The sequence below is a fragment of the Cloacibacterium sp. genome (genome assembly GCF_047601505.1).
Classification (GTDB): Bacteria; Bacteroidota; Bacteroidia; order Flavobacteriales; family Weeksellaceae; genus Cloacibacterium.
In genome coordinates this window covers 1,920,954-1,942,164 of record NZ_JASGJD010000001.1, presented here as the reverse complement: position 1 = coordinate 1,942,164, position 21,211 = coordinate 1,920,954, and the positions used below count along the sequence as shown (strand labels likewise).

General features: G+C 31.6%; 17 protein-coding genes. 8 read left to right on the top strand and 9 right to left on the bottom strand.

What is annotated here, in order from left to right:
* Positions 1-37 precede the first annotated feature (37 nt).
* Complete coding sequence (mltG, locus tag QM746_RS08930) at positions 38-1,063, top strand: endolytic transglycosylase MltG (RefSeq protein ID WP_414985140.1); 1,026 nt, start codon at positions 38-40, stop codon at positions 1,061-1,063.
* A gap of 154 nt (positions 1,064-1,217) precedes the next feature.
* Positions 1,218-3,767, top strand: a complete 2,550-nt coding sequence (locus QM746_RS08925; RefSeq protein ID WP_414983901.1) for a TonB-dependent receptor domain-containing protein — start codon at positions 1,218-1,220, stop codon at positions 3,765-3,767.
* A 71-nt stretch (positions 3,768-3,838) separates the two neighbouring features.
* Here the strand turns inward: QM746_RS08925 and QM746_RS08920 are convergent, their stop codons facing one another.
* The 4 genes from QM746_RS08920 to QM746_RS08905 all read right to left on the bottom strand — a co-directional run bounded on the left by QM746_RS08920 (position 3,839) and on the right by QM746_RS08905 (position 7,125).
* Positions 3,839-4,276 (bottom strand): adenylyltransferase/cytidyltransferase family protein, encoded by a 438-nt coding sequence (locus QM746_RS08920; RefSeq protein ID WP_414983900.1) that lies wholly within the window; start codon positions 4,274-4,276, stop codon positions 3,839-3,841.
* Positions 4,277-4,289: 13 nt separating this feature from the next.
* Entirely contained in the window at positions 4,290-5,309 is a 1,020-nt protein-coding gene (galE, locus tag QM746_RS08915) for a UDP-glucose 4-epimerase GalE (protein ID WP_414983899.1), read from the bottom strand.
* A gap of 73 nt (positions 5,310-5,382) precedes the next feature.
* On the bottom strand, positions 5,383-5,955 hold the full coding sequence (locus QM746_RS08910; protein WP_414983898.1) for a transposase: 573 nt from the start codon (positions 5,953-5,955) through the stop codon (positions 5,383-5,385).
* Between the two features lie 42 nt (positions 5,956-5,997).
* The gene (locus QM746_RS08905; RefSeq protein ID WP_414983897.1) at positions 5,998-7,125 is read right to left on the bottom strand and encodes a DegT/DnrJ/EryC1/StrS family aminotransferase; all 1,128 of its coding nucleotides are present in this window, start codon (positions 7,123-7,125) and stop codon (positions 5,998-6,000) included.
* Positions 7,126-7,252: 127 nt separating this feature from the next.
* Here QM746_RS08905 and QM746_RS08900 point away from each other — a divergent pair, with 127 nt between their 5' ends.
* A complete protein-coding gene (locus QM746_RS08900) occupies positions 7,253-8,860 on the top strand; it encodes a S8/S53 family peptidase (protein WP_414983896.1) in 1,608 nt (535 codons plus the stop codon).
* A 41-nt stretch (positions 8,861-8,901) separates the two neighbouring features.
* Here the strand turns inward: QM746_RS08900 and QM746_RS08895 are convergent, their stop codons facing one another.
* Positions 8,902-11,448: a phosphoenolpyruvate carboxylase gene (locus QM746_RS08895; RefSeq protein WP_414983895.1), complete on the bottom strand. Its 2,547-nt coding sequence runs from the start codon at positions 11,446-11,448 to the stop codon at positions 8,902-8,904.
* A gap of 123 nt (positions 11,449-11,571) precedes the next feature.
* Here QM746_RS08895 and QM746_RS08890 point away from each other — a divergent pair, with 123 nt between their 5' ends.
* From QM746_RS08890 to QM746_RS08875, 4 genes are all read left to right on the top strand, one after another.
* Positions 11,572-12,735 (top strand): iron-containing alcohol dehydrogenase, encoded by a 1,164-nt coding sequence (locus tag QM746_RS08890; protein ID WP_414983894.1) that lies wholly within the window; start codon positions 11,572-11,574, stop codon positions 12,733-12,735.
* 226 nt (positions 12,736-12,961) lie between these two features.
* Positions 12,962-13,528: a hypothetical protein gene (locus QM746_RS08885; protein ID WP_414983893.1), complete on the top strand. Its 567-nt coding sequence runs from the start codon at positions 12,962-12,964 to the stop codon at positions 13,526-13,528.
* Between the two features lie 199 nt (positions 13,529-13,727).
* Positions 13,728-14,390, top strand: coding sequence for a GDSL-type esterase/lipase family protein (locus tag QM746_RS08880; protein WP_414983892.1), 663 nt, complete (start codon positions 13,728-13,730; stop codon positions 14,388-14,390).
* Positions 14,391-14,481: 91 nt separating this feature from the next.
* Complete coding sequence (locus QM746_RS08875; protein ID WP_414983891.1) at positions 14,482-15,426, top strand: tetratricopeptide repeat protein; 945 nt, start codon at positions 14,482-14,484, stop codon at positions 15,424-15,426.
* Positions 15,427-15,488: 62 nt separating this feature from the next.
* Here the strand turns inward: QM746_RS08875 and QM746_RS08870 are convergent, their stop codons facing one another.
* From QM746_RS08870 to QM746_RS08860, 3 genes are all read right to left on the bottom strand, one after another.
* Positions 15,489-16,496 carry a cytochrome d ubiquinol oxidase subunit II gene (locus QM746_RS08870; protein ID WP_414983890.1) on the bottom strand — a complete coding sequence of 336 codons (1,008 nt, stop codon included), beginning with the start codon at positions 16,494-16,496 and terminating at the stop codon, positions 15,489-15,491.
* A 5-nt stretch (positions 16,497-16,501) separates the two neighbouring features.
* A complete protein-coding gene (locus QM746_RS08865) occupies positions 16,502-17,836 on the bottom strand; it encodes a cytochrome ubiquinol oxidase subunit I (protein ID WP_414983889.1) in 1,335 nt (444 codons plus the stop codon).
* A 183-nt stretch (positions 17,837-18,019) separates the two neighbouring features.
* On the bottom strand, positions 18,020-19,375 hold the full coding sequence (locus tag QM746_RS08860) for a DEAD/DEAH box helicase (protein WP_414983888.1): 1,356 nt from the start codon (positions 19,373-19,375) through the stop codon (positions 18,020-18,022).
* A gap of 161 nt (positions 19,376-19,536) precedes the next feature.
* Here QM746_RS08860 and QM746_RS08855 point away from each other — a divergent pair, with 161 nt between their 5' ends.
* Positions 19,537-20,538: a T9SS type A sorting domain-containing protein gene (locus tag QM746_RS08855; RefSeq protein WP_414983887.1), complete on the top strand. Its 1,002-nt coding sequence runs from the start codon at positions 19,537-19,539 to the stop codon at positions 20,536-20,538.
* A gap of 53 nt (positions 20,539-20,591) precedes the next feature.
* Here QM746_RS08855 and QM746_RS08850 read toward each other — a convergent pair whose 3' ends face one another.
* Positions 20,592-21,104 (bottom strand): hypothetical protein, encoded by a 513-nt coding sequence (locus QM746_RS08850; protein WP_414983886.1) that lies wholly within the window; start codon positions 21,102-21,104, stop codon positions 20,592-20,594.
* Positions 21,105-21,211: the final 107 nt, after the last annotated feature.

Sequence of the window (21,211 nt, the reverse complement as noted above, 5' to 3'; positions counted from 1 at the left end):
AATTATCATTTATTTATCATTATTTATGAAAAACAAGATTTATTCTGTCATTGCAATAATAGCATTGGTTTTATTTTTAATTGGAGGCTTTTTTGCTTTTAAATTTTTCAAAAAATATAAACTCGGAAACGTAGAAAAAGAAGGTTATATTTTGGTACCTACAGGAGCTCATTTTGCACAGGTTTTAGATTCTATTTCTCCTTTTCTTAAAAATAAAGAAAGTTTTAAAGAAGTTGCACTTCAAAAAAATCTTGACAAGAAAATAAAACCAGGACGATATAAAATTGAATCTGGCGCTGGAAACAACCAGTTGGTAAATATGATTAAAGCTGGAAACCAAACGCCAAACTCTTTTAGAATTGGAGATTTCGGTACAGTATATCAAATGATTGGCAGAGTTTCTAGAAAAACAGAAGCAGATTCTTTAAGTTTTGTAAATGCTTTCAACAAAATAGCTCAAGAAAAAGGTTTAAAAAATGCTGAAGATTTAAAAAACTACTTCTTTTCGGATACTTATGAATTTTATTGGACAGTAAAACCAGAAGATTTTTTCAAAAAATTTGAAAAAGATTATCAAGAATTTTGGACTCCCGAAAGAGAAAGTAAACTTAAAAATTCTGGACTTACAAAAAATCAGGTTTATGCGTTAGCATCAATTGTTTACAAAGAATCTGGAGGCAAAGCAGACGAACAAAAAACCATTGCAGGTTTGTATATCAATCGTTTCAAAAAAGAAATGAAACTTCAAAGCGACCCAACGGTAATTTATGCAATTAACAAAGAAGATAATTTCAAAAGTGATATAAAAAGAGTTTTATACAAACATCTTTCTGTGCAATCTCCTTACAACACGTACAAAAATGCTGGCATTCCTCCTGGCCCTATTTGTATAGTTGATAAAAGTTCTGTAGATGCAGTGCTAAATGCAGAAAAACACCATTACATTTTTATGTGTGCAGACCCGAAAAGAATGGGTTTTCATAAATTTACAGACAACGATGCGGAACACGCAAAAAATGCCAAAGAATATCAAGATTGGCTAAACTCTAGACAAATTAAATAAATTTAACATCTTTTAACGTTTTTCAGATTTAACAATCTAACAAAAGTTTCGTCTAATAGAACGAAACAAGGTGAAAATTGTATAAACATTTCGCTAAATTATAAATATCCAACCACGAAGCAACTCGTAATTTTGCTTCGCAAAAAAGAAAATAATGATTAACATTGAAAACATTACACAATTAAGAAGGAGAACTTTAGGCTTAACGATTGTGTTAACTGCTGCTGCAATGGCTTTCGGACAGGAGAAACAGCAGATTTCTGGGAAAGTTTTAGATTCGCAAAAAAATCCCATTCCATACGCTTCAGTAACTTTTAAAAACAAAACAGTAAAAGAAAATGCAGCATTATTTAGCGATGCTACTCTTACAGATGACAAAGGACATTACTCATTAAGTTTAGTTCCTGGAAGTTACGAAATTACCATAGAAGCAATAGATTTCAAGAAAACGGTAATCACAAAAAATATTCCTGGAGCATCTAGCTTAGAAAATTTCACTTTAGAAAACGAAACTACAGTTACCAATACTAAAACTAAAGATATAGAAGGTGTAACGCTTACTGTAGCTACAAAACCTTATAAAATAGAATTGGACAAAAGAACTTATGATGTAAACCAAGACATTATAAGCAAAGGAGGTAATTTACAAGATGTACTGGCAAATGTACCTTCCATTTCTGTAGATACAGACGGAACTGTTTCTATGAGAGGGAGTTCTAATGTAAAATTTTTAATAAATGGTAAACCTTCTGCTCTACTAGGAATAGATGATGGAGCTAATGCGCTACAAAGCATCCCTGCAGACCAAATAGATAGAATTGAGGTAATTACCAATCCTTCTTCTAAATTTGAAGCAAGTGGTACTGCCGGAATATTGAATATTATTCTCAAAAAAGATAAAAAACTAGGTCTTAATGGTAGCGTAACAGGAACTTTAGGATATTTACCACAAACAAATCTTAATGCAAGCCTTAATCTAAGAAAAGGAAATCTTACATGGTTTCTAAATGGAGGTTTAGGATATAGAGAGTCTAAAAATACCAATAGAACAAACGCTTATTTTACAAATCCTACAACAGATAGCCCAACTTTAGAGCAACACCAAGAATCTATTACAGAAAGTCAAGGTAGAAATTATAATGCAAGTACAGGTTTTGTGTATGATTTTTCTGATAGAACTTCCATTAACGCATCAGGAACCGTTAGAACTTTCGATAATAATAGTAATGGAAATGTAAATTACAATTATCTATATTTTGATTCTACAAGTTTAGATAGATTAAGAACAACAAATGGTAAAAATAACAATCTAGCTTTTCAGGGAGATTTTGGTTTAGACCATAAATTTGACGACAAAGGTCAAAACATTGCATTATCATTAAGCTTACAAAGAAATAGATCTTTTAACGATACAGATATTGAACAAACTTCTAATAATAGTTTTGATTTAGAAAACATCATTAACCAAGAAACCATCAATAAATCAATTATTGGTAAAGCAGATTATGAATTGCCTATTGGCGAAAAATCAAAATTTGAAGCAGGCTACAGATTAGATGTAAACAATAATGATTATAATAATGATGTAAGACAAAAACTTGCAGATGATACAGCATTCGGATTTTTACCAAAATACACTTATGATGCAACATACAAAGAAGTATTTAATGCTTTTTATGCACAATTCAAAAGTAAACTAGGAAATCTTGGCTATCAAATTGGTTTAAGAAACGAATATTCTAATGTTAATATTGATTACCTTAGCCTAGAGGGAACTGCAGTAAACACCACTAAAAATTACAACAATTTATTCCCAAGTGTTTTCTTAAGTTATGATTTAGGAAAAGACAATCAGTTATTGGTTAATTATTCTAAAAGAATAGACAGACCTCGTTCTTTCTTCATGATACCTAACCCAAATTATAATGATAATCAAAATATTTTTGATGGAAATATAAACCTTAATCCTTCTTATGTAGATTCTTATGAATTTGGATACAGTATTTCTAAAAAGAAATTAACCATAAATCCTACATTATATTACAGACATCAAAAAGATGATGTAAAAATGGTAGTTTATAATAAAACAGAATTAGTAGACCCTACCAATTCTAACGGAGAAACACAAACTGTATTCCACACAAAACCTATTAATTTAGGAAGTAATGACAGCTATGGTTTGGAAATTAATTTTAATTGGGAAGCTACAAAATGGCTAAGATTCATGGGAAATGTAGATTTCTTTGGATATAATACGAAAGGAATTTTCTCTGATACTGAATATGTAAGCAATCCATTATCTTTTGAAGGAAGTGGGTTTTCTTCTAGAGCGAGGTTAACTTCAACCTTCAAAATTGATAAAACTTTTAATTTTCAATTTCAAGGAAATTACAGAGGTGGACAGAAAACCGCCAGCCAAGACAGAAAAGATATGTACGCTGTTAATTTTGGAGCATCCAAAACAGTCTTAAAAGGAAGCGGAACTATTACGTTTAATATCCAAGACATCTTCAATACAAGAACTATGAGATCTACAAGTTATGGAGATGGTTTCAGCAGAGACAGCTATATGCAATGGCAACCAAGACAATTTGCACTTTCTTTTACATACAGATTTAAACAAGGAGAAAAAATAGAACAACCTAAGAAAAAGAAAGACGTTAATAGCAACGACCAAGGTGGCGATGATATGCCACCAATGTAAAAACAACATACAACAAAAAATTCCCGAGAAAATTTCTCGGGAATTTTTGTTTTTTAGAAATAGTTAATTAATTATAATAAAGCTTTTGCTTGTTCTGCTTCGTAAATTCTTTTTCTAAGATCCGAAGTAGAAAAACGATGGTCTCTTTTGTTATAAAAAATTTCAATTCCTTTTTCTTCGCAATATGCTTTTCCTGTAAAATCTTTGTCTTTGTAATCGTCTCCAATAATTCTTACATCAATAACAAAAGATTTAAGAATATCCATCAAATCTTCTTCCGAATAATACGGAATAATTTCATCAACTTCTTTTACACCTTTGAGCTGAATATACCTTTCTACGATGGTTTGTGTAGGTTTATTCTTTGTTGGCCTGTCGTAAGAAGGGTCTATCTGTAACCCTACTATCAGATAATCACAAATTGTTTTTGCTTCTTCTAGCATTTTAATATGCCCTGCATGAAGCAAATCAAAAGATGAAAATGTAATACCTATTCTCTGAGTTTTCATAATCATATATGGTTTAATTAATCCTTGTTTCCAAATATTTTTGCCATTGCCAAACGGTTCTTAGCGCTTCTTCTAGAGAAGTTTCAGATTTCCAGCCGAGTTCTTTCTCTGCTTTGTCTGCATTGGCATAAGCAATGGTAATATCACCTGCTCTTCTGTCTTTTATTTCGTAAGGTACTTTTACATCATTTGCTTTTTCAAATGCGTGTACTACTTCTAAAACTGAACTTCCTTTTCCCGTGCCTAAGTTATAAATATCTATTACTTTTTCTTCGGTAGAATTTATCAACTTCTGCAATGCCTTTACGTGAGCCTTTGCTAGGTCTACCACATAAATATAATCTCTTACCGCAGTTCCATCTACAGTTGGATAATCATCTCCCCAAATAGAAAGTTTTTCTCTAATTCCAGCTGCTGTTTGCATGACAAATGGAATCAAATTATTAGGAATTCCGATTGGTAATTCTCCTAATTTTGCAGAAGGATGCGCACCAATTGGATTGAAATATCTTAGTAAAGTTACTCTTTTTTTGTAAGCAGCAGCAAAATCTCTCAAAATTTCTTCACCCATTTGTTTGGTTTTGCCATAAGAAGATTCTGGAAGTTTTAATTCTGTTTCTTCATCAATTGGCATTTTATCTGCCTGTCCGTAAACCGTACAACTAGAACTGAAGATAAAATTAGAAATATTTCTTTCTCTAAATTCTTGCAAAAGATTGATTAAAGAAAACAGATTGTTTTCGTAATATTCAATAGGTTTTACCTGAGATTCTCCTACCGCTTTAAAAGCTGCAAAATGGATGCAACCTTCAATATTATGAGCATCAAAAACTTGTTTTAGAAGTTCTTTTCTTTTCAAATCAAAAGGATAGAAAATTGGTTTTTTACCAGAAACTTCTTCTATGTTTTCTAAGATAAATTTTTCGGTATTGGATAAATCATCAATAATTACCACTTCAAAATTGTTATTAAGAAGTTCTACCACCGTGTGAGAACCAATGTATCCTAAACCGCCTGTTACAAGTATTGCCATTGTTTTTTTATTTTATTACTTTGACAAAGTTTTTGCGAAGCAAAGAAATCTTTGTCAAAGTTTATTATCAAATTTACAAAATATCTGATTTAATATTTCTATGCGTAAGTATAAAATTATCTTTACCACCAAAAACATCTAAAACTATTTGTCTTTCAATTTTAGTCTCAGCTTGTGAAATTATAGATTTATAAGAAGAAAATTTATACCGTTCAAAATTATCTGGATTTTGATGGATATATAAAATTAAATTTCTCAAATATTCTTCTGAATCAATATTTATTCTTTTAAATGGAGATTCAAATAACGCTCCACTTCTTTGGTAAACTTTATTAAAAGATTGCGTATAACTGCTTATTAATTTAGCAATGGATTTACTAAAAATAGCATCTTCAGAATGTAAACCTTTTTCTTTAAATTCTATTTTTTGTATATCTAATTTTATTTTTGCTCTTAATATGAAATGAAAATGATTAGGCATTAAGCAATAAGAAATAATATCAAAATAGGGCAATATATATTTTTCGACTTTCAAAAGAAAAAATGAATAATTATTCTGATTCAAAAAAACATTTTTTGAATTTATACCACGATTAAAAATGTGATAATACTTGCCAGATTCTATTTCTTCTTCTCTTATTTTCATAATGCTAAACTTTGTCAAAGATTTAAAACTTTGACAAAGTATTTAATTATTCATAAACTCCAAAACAGAATCTGTAATGTGTTTCAATTGTTCTTCGTCTAATTCGGTATGCATTGGTAAAGAGATTACTTGGTCTAAAAGCTTATCTGTATTTACAAAATCTGCATCATTAGATTCTTGGAAATATGCTTTTTGTTTTCTAAGAGCAACTGGATAATAAATCATTGCAGGAATTTCTTTTTCTGCCAAAAATGCTTGCAATTCGTTGCGTTTTCCATTCAAAATTCTCAAAGTATATTGGTGAAAAACTTGTGTGGAATTTTCTGCTCTTTTTGGTGTCAAAATATTAGGATTATTTGCAAAAGCTTTGTCATAATAATCTGCAGCACTTCTTCTTGCTGCATTATAAGAATCTAAAAGCGGAAGTTTCACTCTAAGAACAGCAGCTTGTACACTGTCTAATCTAGAATTCACCCCTACTTCGTCGTGGTAATAACGTTTGTACATCCCGTGGTTTACAATTCCTCTAATTTTATAAGCCAAATCATCATCATTTGTAAAAATAGCACCTCCATCGCCATAGCAACCAAGATTTTTAGACGGGAAGAAAGAAGTAACTCCTAAAGTTCCCATTGTTCCAGATTTTTTGGTAGTTCCATCAGAGAAAGTATAATCTGCTCCAATTCCTTGGCAATTGTCTTCAATTACATACAGATTATGTTCTTTAGCTACTTCCAAAACAGCTTCCATATTGGCACATTGCCCAAACAAATGCACTGGAATAATCGCTTTGGTTTTTGGCGTTATCGCAGATTTTAATTTTTCTACATCAATATTAAATGTATCATAATCTACATCTACCAAAACAGCTTTCAATTTTAACAAATGAACTACTTCTACTGTAGCTGCGAAAGTGAAATCTGCCGTAATAACCTCATCTCCCGGTTCCAGATGCAATGCCATCAAAGCAATTTGTAGTGCATCTGTACCGTTAGCACACGGAATTACATTTTTTACATCAAGATATTGTTCTAATTCTTTTTGAAAATTCTGAACCTCTGGTCCATTAATAAACTGAGCAGAACCCATCACATTAAGAACCTTTTCATCTACTTCATTTTTTATTTTTTGATACTGACTTTGTAAGTCGACCATTTGAATTTTTTTCATGCGAATTTTTTTTGTAAAAATACGGATTTTAAAAGATTCTGAGAAAAATAACCACCAATATCTTAGGCTTAAAAATTATTTCTTAAAACAGAATATTTTATATAAATTCGCTAAAAATCAGAAAGAAATGAAAAAAACTTTATCATTATTATCCTTATTTATTGGTTTAATGTTGTTTTCGCAGACGGAACTGGTGTTTGTTTATTTCAAAGATAAACCTAATGCTTCGGCTTTTATTAACAATCCTACCTCAGAACTTACTCAAAAATCTATTAACAGAAGAAGTAATCTTGGTATTGCAATTACGGAACAAGATGCACCAATAGAACCAACATATATTCAAAATATTCAAAACTTGGGTTATACCGTTACCGATAAATCCAAATGGCTGAACGGTGTTGCAGTATATGCTACAACTTCTCAAATAAACGATTTAAAGGCTTTGAATTATGTAAGCAATGTTGAAAGTTTTGTTAAAAATTCAATCGTTAATAAAAGCAGTAAAATTGCTAAAACCAATAAATTTTTAAATACTCAAACTGATTTTAATTACGGTAATTCTACAGCTCAGATAGACCAAATTAACCTTAGAGCTTTACATGTAAGTGGTTATAATGGTGCCGGAATAAGCATTGCGGTAATAGACACAGGTTTCCCAACGGTAAATAGTGGTTCTGCATTTGCCAGATTAGTAAGCAACAAACAAATAAAAGGTGGATACAATTTTGTGAATAAATCTATAGACATTTATAATACTTCACTCAATTCTCATGGTACCAATTGCCTAGGAATTATTGGTGGTTACATAGACGGAACTTTTGTAGGCTCTGCTCCTGATGCAGATTTTTATCTTTATGCATCCGAAAATGCAGCTTTAGAAATTCCCGAAGAAGAACTCTATTGGATAGAAGCTGCCGAAGAAGCAGACAGACAAGGTGTGGATATAATTACTACTTCTTTAGGCTACACTACATTTGATGATTCTAGATATAATTATCAATACAGCGATATGGCGGGGCAAAAATCTTTTATTGCAAGAGGAGTAAATATTGCATCAGATAAAGGAATTATTGTAATGATTGCTAATGGTAACGAAGGCTATGCTAGTAGCACTTGGCATTACCTTACCACTCCTGCAGACAGCGAAAAAGCGTTTAGCATTGGCGGTGTTGATTCTACTGGAAATCCGTATGCTTCTACATCGTATGGACCTAATGCTAATAATCACATAAAACCAGATGCCGCAGCTAGAGGTACTAATACATATTATGTTTACAACAACTCTTCTTACTATGGTAGTGGCACATCTTATGCTACTCCTTTATCTGCGGGCGGTGTTGCTTGTGTTTTGCAAGCAATTCCTACCAATACAAACAGAGAAACCATCAAAAACAAATTAAGAGAAACAGCATCGCTTTCTAGTAATCCAAATGATAGATTAGGCTATGGCATTTTAAATTTCAGCAATGCTCTTACAGCAATCAATACCACAATGGGGGTTGAAAATATTAAAAAAACTACAATCAACATCTATCCAAATCCAGTGAAAAGTATTTTGAATATTAAAACTGATGAAAAAATTAAGACTGTAGAGCTTTATGACGAAATAGGAAGAAAAGTGAAAAATATTTCCAATAGCAATACTATAAATCTTGAAAATCTAAGTAAAGGAATCTATTACTTAAAAATTCAAACAGAAAAATCTTCCTCGGTTGAGAAAATTATAAAAGAGTAAAAGCAAAAAAAAATCTTCAGAAATTCTGAAGATTTTTTTATTTATGCTGAGTTTCTACTCGCGTTAATATTTCCAAATAAAGACCTTGTGACAAGCTTTTCTAAAGCTTCTTTATTGCCTTCATTCTTTTGAAGTTTTATAAGCGCATATTGCTGTATGCTGAGCAATGGCAACACAATTTTTTCTCTAATTTTTACAGATTTTCTGGTAACAGGTTCTTCTTGCATCAACATTTCAAAACCAGTAATCTCGAACATCATTTCTTTAGAAAGATTATATTCTTCAAATAAAACCTTCCAAAATTCTCCAAATTTAGGATGATTTTTCATGTAATAAGTTAGCGGAAAATAAGACTTATTCATAGCCATCATAGAGTTTAAAACCAAAGTTTTAAAGAAATCCGAATTTTTAAATAAATCTTTCACCTCGTTTATTCTGCCTTCTTCTTTCAACTTAGCAAGTGCAGTTCCGAAGCCGAAAAATCCAGGTACATTTTGTTTCAGTTGACTCCAACTTCCTACAAAAGGAATAGCTCTAAGGTCTTCAAATTTCAGTTCGTTTCCAGCGCCGCGTTTGCTTGGTCGACTTCCAATATTTGTTTTCCCGTAATACTGAAGCGTACTAATCTCTTGTAAATATGGCACAAAAAGCGGATGCTGTTTTAGAGCCGAATATTTCTCATAACTATACCCCGAAAGTTCCTCTATCAAAGCTCTTTCTTCTGGCGTAATATCTTTTTTATGATTTTTAAAAACTTCATTTTCAATACCTGCAGTTAATAATTGTTCAAAATTATATTTCGCTTGGTCTTTATTCCCAAAAACCGAAGTAATGGTTTGTCCTTGTATGGTTAATTCAATCTTATTATTCGCAATAGTTTTTCCTTGACTTGCATAGAATTGGTGAGTTTTACCGCCTCCTCTTGCTGGTGGACCTCCTCTACCATCAAAGAAAATTACTTTCACATCATTTTCTTCGGATACTTTGCTCAGTTTTTCTTTCGTATTGTAAATCTCCCAGTTAGCTTTTAGATAACCTCCATCTTTTGTACCATCTGAAAAGCCCAACATGATGGTTTGAACGTTATTTCTCTTCGCCAAATGTTTCTCATAAACTGGAAAATTATAAAGATTTCTCATTACTTCTTCTGCATCAGCAAGACCTTCCATCGTTTCAAAAAGTGGAACAATATCTACATTTATTTCTTCGTCTTGGTAACCGCAAACTTTAAAAAGCGCAAATACATTCATCACATCTTCTACAGTATCAGAATTTGAAATAATATATCTGTGCATACCTCTTTCTCCGTTGCTTTGTTGAATTCTTTTTACATTGAAAACACTTTTAATGGTTTCGCTGGTAATTTCGTCTTCAAAATCATTAGGATTGGCAATAATATTACCGCTCATTAAAATTTCTACTTTTTCTGAATTCTTCAATGTTGAAGCATCTTTATCCGAATATTTATTCACCAAATCATCAATTACTTTTTGATGAATTCGGCTATCTTGTCTAATATCTAAAGTGGCAAAGTGAGTTCCGAAAATCTTCACTCTATCTTTGTAATCTTCAATCAGATTTTTAAAAAGTCCGTTATGTTGAGTTTCTAAAATATGAATCGTTTCGTCTAAATATTCTAAAATTTGAGAAGCCGAAATGGTTTTATCATTTTTAAAAATATTTAAGTACAATTCGTTACTTAGTTTTTCTAAAATTTCTGAAACACCTCTGAAACTTAATCTTCTTCTTAAACTTTTCAAATGATTGTAGTAGTTTTTAAGAATCGAAATTCTTAATTCTTCTGCTACTTTCAAGGTTACATCAGCTGTTACAAAAGGATTCCCATCTCTATCGCCACCTGGCCAGAAACCAAGCTGTATCACATCTTGATGAATTTCAAAATTATTAGCAGCAAAAGATTCTTTCAGCTTTTTGTAAAGCTCCCCGAAAGCATCATAATACACGTGTCTCAAGTAGAAAATAATACTCAAAGCCTCGTCTAAAGGTGTAGGTCTTTCCTTATTTACGAAAGGAGTTTTACCCAATTGTTGCAGCAACAAATCTATCTCAGAAATATCATCTTTTAGAATTGCTGTACGCAAATCGTGCAAAATTCTTTGTACCGCATTAGGATAAAACTGTGTAGGGTGCGCCGTAAAAACTACTTTTATCCCAAAATCTTCTAACTTAGTCTGTACCTTAGAGAATTTATGCTCTTGTACAGCTCTTTCATGAAGTTGCATCACTGTACCGGCATCACTCTCGGAGTGAAGCTGAGAAAAAGCTGCATCTTCTATACTATCGAAAAGAACAACTTGTCTTTCGATATACTGAATAATTTTAAACAAAAGTTCTAGCTTTTGCTCTTCAGTAACAAGCTCTGTGTGTTTCTTAAAAAACTCTTCCACTATTTCTTCGGGAGATTTCCCTTCTTCATAACCATCTCGGCTCTCTTCATATAAAAATGGAAGTAGCATACCAATGTTGGTCATTTTATCATACGGAAGACTCATGAAAAGGCTGTTATAAATCTGAAATTTATTTTCTACAACCTGACGAAATTTTTCTAAACGGGCTTCATTAATCATTGAACAAATTTATAAAATTATATACACTCACACATCATTATTGAAATTTTCGATGTGAAGTTTTTATTTATTAGTAATATAGACGCCATCAAAATTAGTAATTTTGCAGAAAATTTTAAGAATATGTTAAACTTTGAATTTAAAAACCCTACAAAAATAATTTTCGGAAAAGGCGAAATTGCTAAAATCTCTAGAGAAATCCCGAAAACAGAAAAAATATTGGTTCTTTACGGTGGCGGAAGCATCAAATCTAATGGTGTTTACGACCAAGTAAAAGCAGCTCTCGAAGGCTACGATTGGGAAGAATTTGGCGGTATCCCTGCCAATCCAGAATACGAAGTATTGCTAGAAGCCCTAAAAGTAATTAAAGAAAAAAACATTACTTATATGCTTGCTGTAGGTGGTGGTTCTGTAATTGACGGAACTAAATTCCTTTCTGCGGCAGCTAAATTCGATGGCGAACCGTGGGATATTTTAGAAAAAGGAATAAGAACAGAAGAAGGAAAAGGATTACCTTTCGGTTCTGTACTTACATTGCCGGCAACAGGTTCTGAAATGAATTCGGGTTCTGTAATTTCCAGAAGAGCTACCAAACAAAAACTTGGAATGGGTGGCGCTGGTCTTTTCCCTGTGTTCTCAGTTTTAGACCCAGAAGTTATTCGTTCTATTCCTAAAAAACAAATTGCAAACGGCATCACAGATGCTTACACGCACGTTTTAGAGCAATACATGACCGTAAAAACTTCAGCAACACTTCAAGACAGATTTGCCGAAAGCATTCTACAAACTTTACAAGAAATAGCACCTAAAATGATGGCAGAAGAATTTAATTATGACGCTGCAGCCAATTTTATGTGGAGTTGTACCATGGCGCTTAATGGTTTAATTCAGAAAGGTGTAGTTTCAGATTGGGCGGTACACGGCATTGGACACGAACTTACAGCACAATTTGGGATAGACCATGCCAGAACGTTGGCAATTATTGCGCCTTCTCATTACCGTTATAATTTCGAGGCTAAAAAAGAAAAATTAGCGCAATACGCCGAAAGAGTTTGGAACATTACCGAAGGTTCTGTAGAAGAAAAAGCAAACCAAGGTATTGCTAAAATGGAAGAATTTTTCCAAAGTCTTGGCATTAAAACTAAACTTTCAGATTATACCGAAAACTACAAAGGAACTGCCGAATTGGTAGAAAAAACTTTCTTAGATAGAAAATGGTTAGCCCTTGGCGAAAGAGGTATAGTAAAACCCGAAGACGCTAAAAAAATTGTAGAAATGTCTTACTAATTACAAAAGCTAAGCAAACGAAGTTTACGAAAAGTAACTAAGTTTAATAAGTAATTCACAAAATACAACTTTAACAAAATCACAGAATTTTCTGTGATTTTTTTTGTTCTTAAAACCAATTGCCCAACTCAAAAACTTTTGTAATTTTGAGTGATGATGACTTGGAAAAAGCCTAAATAATTACAAATTGAAAAAACTCAAACTATTATCATTAATATAAAACGCTATGATAAAAAATTATCCGTTGCAATTTACTTTAACTCTAATTCTATTTTTAATAATGAATACGAGTTATTTTTGGGAGGGAGAATTCGGCATTTTTACTATTCCAATCTTTATTATACTTTTTATTTTATTTTTCCTTTTGCTTCTCGAACTTATTAGACAAATCTATATCTCAATAAGAGATAAATTTACTGAAAAACGTAGAAACTACTTGCTAACATTTATGTTTATCATTTTAACTTTAATTTTCATAAAACCAAGAGGAATAATAAATTTCGAAAAACTTGAAGGCGAAAATGTATATTTTGCACAAGCAGAAGGTGTCGCAAATTGCACTTCAACTTTAAAACTAAAAAAAACAAATAAATTTATATATGAAAGCATTTGTTTTGGAATGGAAAAAACAAAAGGCAATTATATAATAAAGAATGATTCAATCTATTTTAAAAACTTCAACAAAAATAAGTTTCAATTTAATTTTGGTATAATAAATGGTAATAGTATCAAACTTTACAGATACAAAAATGACAAAAATCCTTTTATAATACCAATAATTAAAAAATATTAACCCTTATATTTTTCACAACTTCAAAAACTATCACTGAATCAATCACAACATCCGCCACTTATCGCTTTCCCTACTATAAAATGATAAACGTCACCACACATATTTCCTTAGAAGCCTTTCAATACTACTCTTTTTTCTTTAAATTTGAAGAAATTATGGAGACCAAAATACCATAAGTCTCCCTTAAAACCTTTTTATAATGAAAAACATTTTCAAAATTTTTTCGCTTTTCCTAGCGTTTTCGTTTACAGTGCTTTCTGCTCAGCAAAAGCCGGATTATTATGATGACATTCAGCATTTCAAAAAATTAGACTCCGAAACTGCTCCTCCTAAAGATGCCATCCTTTTCATTGGAAGCTCTACCTTTACCAAATGGACAGATGTTGCAGATTATTTCCCAGATAAAACCATCATCAACAGAGGATTTGGTGGTTCCAGATTTGTAAATTTAAATTACTACGCCGAAGATTTATTAAATCCTTACCAACCAAAACAAGTAGTTATCTATTGTGGCGACAACGATATCTCAAACCAAGACAAGCCTTCTGCTGAAGTAGTTTTCGAGAGATTCAAAAAGTTCTATAGCACCGTAAGAGCTCATTATCCTAAAGCTAATATTGCATACATTTCTGTGAAATTTTCGCCAAGCAGAGAACAATTTTGGGGAGAAATGAAAAAACTAAACCTTAAAATTGAGAAATATCTTAAAAAACAAAAAAACACCAATTACATAGACATTACCAAAGCCATGAACGACGAAAATGGCAAAGTAAGAACAGACCTTTACCTAGAAGACATGCTCCACATGAAACCAGAAGGTTATAAAATTTGGTCAAAAATAATGTACCCTTATCTTAAATAGATAAAACAAGTAACTAAAAAAGAGATTAAAAGTGTTTTTAATCTCTTTTTTAGTTAAATTTGCCTAGATACAAAAAACTAAATCTGTAGCCATGAAAAAAATTATCATTATTATTTTCGCTTTTGTTTCATCTTTTTCTTTTTCACAAGAAGATGCAACTAAAAAGATTGACAACCTGAAAAAAGAACTTGCAGATAATGCCTGTAAATGTATTGATTCTGTAAAAGATGAAATCATCAATAGAAAAAGAAAAGAAAATATTGATGGAATTAATAATTGCACCAAAGAATATGTTGGCGCATTTATACTTGGCAAAAAATTATTAGCAATAGACCCCACAAAAAGCAGTGATATAAATGTTAATTTAGACGAAAATTCTGCCGAATATGTACAAGCAAAAAGAAATTTAGAAGATTATCTAATGAACAATTGCCCTTCTATTAAATTTGTTTTAGCTAGCAATGATAAAGAAAATGAAAACTCTTTTTCTCAAAACAAAAAAGCTAGAGAATATTATACCAAAGGGGTTAACGAATCTAATAACAAAAATTACGAAAAAGCTTTAAAATACTATTTATTATCTGTAAAAGAAGACGAAAACTTTCCTTTCGCTTGGGACAATTTAGGCTTTTGCTACAGACAATTAGGAAAATACGACGAAGCTATTGAAGCATACAAAAAATCTATTTCTTTAGACCCCAACCATGCTTTTCCAATTCAAAATTTAGCTATAGCTTATTCTTACAAAAAAGAATACCAAAAAGCAATTGATACTTTCGAACTGCTAAGAAAATTAGATGAAAATAACCCTGAAACTTATTATGGCATCGGACAAATTTATTATCAATATTTAAAAGAATATGAAAAAAGTTTAGACTATGTATGCAAAGCTTTTAATCTTTACATTAAAGCAAACTCACCATACAGATCAGATGCTGAACACATCATTAAACTCAATTATGCCGAACTCAAAAAACAAGGCAAAGAAGATAAGTTTTTCGAAATTTTAAAAGCTAATAATATAAATGCTAATTAATAAAGCCAACGCTACAAAAATTTTTGTAGCGTTGGCCTTTATATGTAATTTTTAACTCTTTATTAACTTTTTTTTGCTTTAGTAAAAGAAAACATCAGATAAAACAAAAACGGTAAAATAAATATACAACCAATAAGCAAAGCCCATCCTAAAATAGTCAAAGTGCTTTCTGGTGCTGCGTTTTCTATTAAAGAAATGGTTTTTCCGTTTCCTAAAACTATAATATTTGGAATGTGTCTGTAAGTTGCTGCCGCCATTATCATAATGATCTGGAAAGCACCTAAAGTTCTTACCGGCAACAAAAAATTATTGTTAATACACCATAATAAAATACCTAAAGAAGCTGTTGCCAAAACTACAGATGTAATCCCTATCCATCCGGTAAAAACCCATTCTAACAAAGGAATCCCAGAAAAATAAGCCACTAAAAAAACCAAACCTCCAGCAACAAAAACCGCCAACATCATATCTCTGGTTTTCTTTAGCATTTGTTTCAAATCTTTTTTAGAATCTACTTCTCTTAAAGAATAAATAGAAGCCAGATAACCACAAATAACAATCGTAAAAATTCCTACTGCAATTCCAAAAGGATTAAACCAACTGAAAACATACAAAGACAAAAAATCTTTAGCATCAGGATTAATACTTCCAGAAATAGTAGCCGCAGCGATACATCCTATAAAAAATGGAGTAACTAAACTAGAATAATAAAAAATTTCTCGGTAAACATTTTGCCAACCGTCTTCTATGGCGTCGTAATTTCTAAAAGTAAAAGCGGTACCTCTGGCAATAATCCCAATAAGCATTAAAACCAAAGGAATATGAAGATACACTGTAAGAATAACATAAATATCTGGAAATCCTACAAATATCACAACTATCGCTATAATTAACCACATGTGATTGGCTTCCCAAACCGGCGCAATAGATTCGTACATTAAATTTTGAGTTCGGTTTCTTGCTTTTTTTCCTGTAAAAAGTTCTACAATACCTGCTCCAAAATCTGCTCCACCCAACAAAACATATAAAACTACTGATAGAAAAAGAAAAGCTATTACTACGTACAACATCTTAATTATTTTTTAGATTGAAACAGAGGGTCGGTATAATCGTATTGATAAGGCACCATTTTTATTTGTCTTCTCAACAAGAAAACAATAATAAGCGACAAAGAGATAAAAATAAGCGTAAACAAATAAAAAGAATATTGAATTCCTGGCATTGGAGTTACTGCTTCCGCCGTTTTCATAATTCCGTAGATAATCCACGGTTGTCTTCCTACTTCTGTCACCGTCCAGCCTGCTTCCAAAGCAATATATCCAAAAGGTGTAGAAATAATAAATAATTTTAAAAGCCAATGTTTATCTAACCATTTTTTCTTGAAAAATAAAGCAAAAAGATACAACAAAGAAATCACCATCATTACACTTCCAAAGAAAATCATAATTTGGAAAGCAAAGTGAGTAACAGCAATTGGTGGCCAATGTTCTTTAGGAAAATCTTTCAAACCTTTTACTTCAGAATTTGGATTACCATCAACCAAAAAGCTCAATAATTTAGGAATTTTAACTCCATATTTTACTACTTCTTCTTTCTCATCAGGAATTCCTCCAATTAAAAATGATGCACCTTTTTCGGTTTCGAAATGAGCTTCCATAGCTGCCAATTTTATCGGTTGTCTTTTCGCAACAGATTTTGCGGCTATATCACCAGAAAGAGGCGCTAAAACGGCTCCGAAAATTCCAAAAATTACTGAAATTCTAAATGCTTTATTGTGAAATTCTCTATTTTTACCTTTCAATAAAAAATAAGCGTGTAAACCTGCAACAGCAAATCCAGTAGCGCAAAATGCAGCAACAGACATGTGCAAAGATTGAGAAAACCAAGCTTCGTTAAACATTGCTTTTATCGGGTCTATATTGAGGTATCTTCCGTTTTCGTAATCAAAACCAGAAGGGCTGTTCATCCAAGCATTAGCTGCTACCACCAAAATCCCGGAAGCTAAACCACTAATCCCAACTAAAAAACCACAAAACCAATGAAACCATTTATTGAATTTGTCCCAACCATACAAAAAGAAACCCAATGCAATAGCTTCTATAAAAAAAGCGGTACCTTCTAAAGAAAATGGCATCCCAAAAATAGGACCTGCATGTTTCATAAATTTTGGGAACAATAATCCCAATTCAAAAGACAACATGGTACCAGAAACAGCACCTGTTGCAAACAAAATGGCTACACCTTTGCTCCAAGCTTTGGTAAGACCTTTATAAATTTCGTCTTTGGTGGTAAGGTATTTGTAATGTGAAAAAGCCATTAAAAAAGGCATCACCATTCCTACGCAAGAGAAAATAATATGAAAACCCAATGAAAGCGCCATCTGTCCTCTCGCTGCAATAAAATCATTCATTTTTTTATTATTAGGTAAAAGTAAGTAAGAAAATATTGGATTCTCAAAAAGTAATTCTATGAAAACCCAAGCAAATTTATAGATTTTTCGGGATTTTTACTCTAATTTTCAATTGAAATAAAGAATAGATTCTCATACAAAAAAGCTATTTCAATACATTTTGAAATAGCTTTTGAATATTTGTTATTTTTTCTTTCTTTTGGCAATAGATTTTGCTTTGGCTTGCGCTCTATTTGCAGGTTTGGTTTTTGGTGGTTTACGTTTGCTTGGGCCACCAAGATTTATCTTTTTATTTTTATCTTTTTTCTCGTGAAAAGCAGAACCAGCTTCAATTTTTTTGTATTGAACAGGGTTTTTCATCTTTACCACTTCTTTTTCGGCAGCAATTTTCACATCAGATTCTTTTACTTCAGAAGGGAACTCTATTCTATTCACTTCTTTGTTCATAAACATTTCTAAAGCAATGAAACGTTCTTCTTCTTTTGGCGTGTAAAAAGAAATTGCAATACCTTCTTTATCTGCTCTACCCGTTCTCCCTATTCTGTGAATGTATTGTTCTTGAACTTCAGGAATTTCAAAATTAAATACGTGAGACACATCTGGAATATCCAAACCTCTCGCCATTACATCGGTAGTAATAATTCCTCTCAATTCATTATCAGAGAAAGATTTCATGGTTCTTAATCTGAAATTTTGAGATTTATTAGAGTGAATTACACCAAATTCTCCGGCGAATTCTTCTTCTATCTTATTAAAAATTAAATCGGCGTGTTTTTTATTATTGGCAAAAATCAGAATTTTTTCATACTCTGAATCTGTTTTTAAAAGATGAACTAGCAAATTCAACTTGGTATTAAAATTCTTTACCGGAATGGCAGATTGCGCAATTTTTTCTAATGGAGTTCCGCTTCTTGCCAAAGAAATTTCTTGCGGATTTTTAAAATATTCTTCCAACATCGCATCTACTTCATCCGTCATGGTTGCAGAGAAAAGTATATTTTGTCTGCGCTCGCTCATCATGGTAAAAATATCTTCCAATTGTCTTCTAAAACCAAGAGAAAGCATCTCATCAAATTCATCAATGATTAGTTTTTTCAAATCTTTAAGATTCAAAACGGCATCTTTCATTAGATCCATCACTCTACCCGGAGTTCCCACCAAAATATCTACACCTTCATATACCAAAAGTTTTTGAGTATTGATGTTTACACCACCATAAACTCCCAGAACTCTAGCAGAGGTTTCTTCTGTTAATTTTTCTAACACTTCTGCAACTTGTACTACCAATTCACGAGTTGGCACTAAAACTAAAACAGTTGGGCTTCCGTTTTTATTGAATTTCCAAGTTTTAAGAACAGGCAAAAGATAGGCTAATGTTTTTCCGGTACCAGTTTGTGCAATTCCCATAACATCTTTTCCAGACATAATTGGCGAAAAAGATTTAAGCTGAATAGGCGTTGGCTCAGAAATTCCTAGTTTTTCTAAAGCTGAATTGAGTTGTTTTGGTAAATCAAAATCTATAAAGGTTGGTTTTTCCATCTTGCAAAAGTACGATTTCTGAAATTATTATCTCAAATTAAAAATTTCACCTAATGTAACTTATTAATAATTTAACATACTAATTAATAAAACCTATAAAATTTTAATTATTTTTAATAAAAATTTATTTATTAATAAAAACTAATTTAAATACTATAACTATGATTAAAAAATTATCTTTTTTTGCATTATGTACTCTGGCTTTCAACACGTTTAACGCTCAAACTACATTAACAGCCGGAGACATAGCATTTGTAATGGTTAATGCAACCGACAACTCATTAAACTCAGCGAGTAATGACGACAATGTTTCATTTGTATTATTAAAAAACATTAGTAGCGGAACACAAATTTCTTTTACAGATTTTGGTTGGCGCTCAGATAGCCCTGCTTTTCAATCTGCCAATCCTTGTGGTGCTAGTACTGGTGCTGTATCAGATGGGGTGGTAACATGGACGGCTAACACAGCTCTTCCTTATGGCACAATAATACACATGAATGTAAAATCAACTCCTTCTGTAAATAAAGGTACTATAATAGGAACTACTGCCACTTATAATTCTTCAAGTTATTATGTAAATATAACTACAGCTGGAGAATCTATAATAGCCTATCAAGGTACATTAGCAAGTCCTACTTTAATTTCTGCAATTAGATTAAATAGTACTTGGACTACATTATTAACAAATTGTCAATATGATCCAACAGCATGTGTACAACCTTCTGCTTTATCTGCCCCCGGCAATTCTTTTCTATGGGGACAAGTTGGCGGAAATGGCGTTTTAAAATCTTCTGTTGTGTTAACGGGAGACAAAACAACCGATTTAGCAAATATTTACAATACATCTAATTGGAATTTTAATCCTAGCGTTGCTTATAAAATAGCCGACTCTTTTTTAAGTACTACTGAAAACAATACCGCTAAAAAACTTAGTATTTATCCTATCCCTGCAAAAAATACAATTACAGTAGATCTAGATAAAACTATTTCGGATTTAGACAGCGAATACAGTATCTTCGATTCTAACGGGAAAATATTACTAACAGGAAAAATAACAAAATCATCTCAAAAAATATCTGTAGAAAAACTTCCAAAAGGAGTATATTTTCTACAAATTAAAAACAATAAAGAAAATATTTCTAAGAAATTTATAAAAAATTAGAATCCATTTATTTATATCAATCAAAATAAGGCTGTCTTAAAAGTAGGGCAGCCTTATTTTATTTTCACAATTTTAGAAACGGTTTTTATTTCTTCTTTTTCGGTTATGCTGCTTGTAATTTTCACGAAACCTTTTTTATTCTTCACTTTTTCTATCGGCAGTTTCTTATCATCATTCCATTGAATGCAATGTGTAAGAATTGGTTTTACCAAGTATTTAAAACCATCTTTTCTTAATGTAAAAACATAAAAAGATTGCCAACAACTTGTACACCAATTAGGATAAAACCCAATTTCGTCTTTGCCGTCATTGTTTAAATCTTTCAGATTGTATAAATCTCCGTTTTTAGAATTTTTAATTGTAAAAGGTTTCAGTTTTTTATCACTAAAATAAACTGTTGTTTCGCATTTACCAGAACAATCTTCGGAGCAATCTGAAACTTTAGAATAAGCATATTCTTTTTTACCGTCTCCATTGTAATCTCCTAAAACTCCTTTAGAAGATTCATTTTGAGCAAAAGAAAACATCGAAACCAACAGGAAACTGGTTATTAATATTTTTTTCATAATTGTGTGATTTAATTCTTTCAAAAATATTGAAAATAGCAATACCATCTCTTAAAAGCTGTTAAAAAAAACACCCTAATTTTTACATTTAAGTTAAAAAAGATTAA

Excerpts from the sequence above, each read along its gene's own strand:
- QM746_RS08900 (WP_414983896.1), top strand. The coding sequence starts at position 7,253 with ATGAAAAAAACTTTATCATTATTATCCTTATTTATTGGTTTAATGTTG.
- QM746_RS08885 (WP_414983893.1), top strand. The coding sequence starts at position 12,962 with ATGATAAAAAATTATCCGTTGCAATTTACTTTAACTCTAATTCTATTT.
- QM746_RS08865 (WP_414983889.1), bottom strand. The coding sequence starts at position 17,836 with ATGAATGATTTTATTGCAGCGAGAGGACAGATGGCGCTTTCATTGGGT.
- galE (WP_414983899.1), bottom strand. The coding sequence starts at position 5,309 with ATGGCAATACTTGTAACAGGCGGTTTAGGATACATTGGTTCTCACACG.
- QM746_RS08920 (WP_414983900.1), bottom strand. The coding sequence starts at position 4,276 with ATGAAAACTCAGAGAATAGGTATTACATTTTCATCTTTTGATTTGCTT.
- QM746_RS08895 (WP_414983895.1), bottom strand. The coding sequence starts at position 11,448 with ATGATTAATGAAGCCCGTTTAGAAAAATTTCGTCAGGTTGTAGAAAAT.
- QM746_RS08880 (WP_414983892.1), top strand. The coding sequence starts at position 13,728 with ATGAAAAACATTTTCAAAATTTTTTCGCTTTTCCTAGCGTTTTCGTTT.
- QM746_RS08860 (WP_414983888.1), bottom strand. The coding sequence starts at position 19,375 with ATGGAAAAACCAACCTTTATAGATTTTGATTTACCAAAACAACTCAAT.
- QM746_RS08905 (WP_414983897.1), bottom strand. The coding sequence starts at position 7,125 with ATGAAAAAAATTCAAATGGTCGACTTACAAAGTCAGTATCAAAAAATA.
- QM746_RS08855 (WP_414983887.1), top strand. The coding sequence starts at position 19,537 with ATGATTAAAAAATTATCTTTTTTTGCATTATGTACTCTGGCTTTCAAC.
- QM746_RS08925 (WP_414983901.1), top strand. The coding sequence starts at position 1,218 with ATGATTAACATTGAAAACATTACACAATTAAGAAGGAGAACTTTAGGC.
- QM746_RS08890 (WP_414983894.1), top strand. The coding sequence starts at position 11,572 with ATGTTAAACTTTGAATTTAAAAACCCTACAAAAATAATTTTCGGAAAA.
- QM746_RS08910 (WP_414983898.1), bottom strand. The coding sequence starts at position 5,955 with ATGAAAATAAGAGAAGAAGAAATAGAATCTGGCAAGTATTATCACATT.
- QM746_RS08850 (WP_414983886.1), bottom strand. The coding sequence starts at position 21,104 with ATGAAAAAAATATTAATAACCAGTTTCCTGTTGGTTTCGATGTTTTCT.
- QM746_RS08870 (WP_414983890.1), bottom strand. The coding sequence starts at position 16,496 with ATGTTGTACGTAGTAATAGCTTTTCTTTTTCTATCAGTAGTTTTATAT.
- QM746_RS08875 (WP_414983891.1), top strand. The coding sequence starts at position 14,482 with ATGAAAAAAATTATCATTATTATTTTCGCTTTTGTTTCATCTTTTTCT.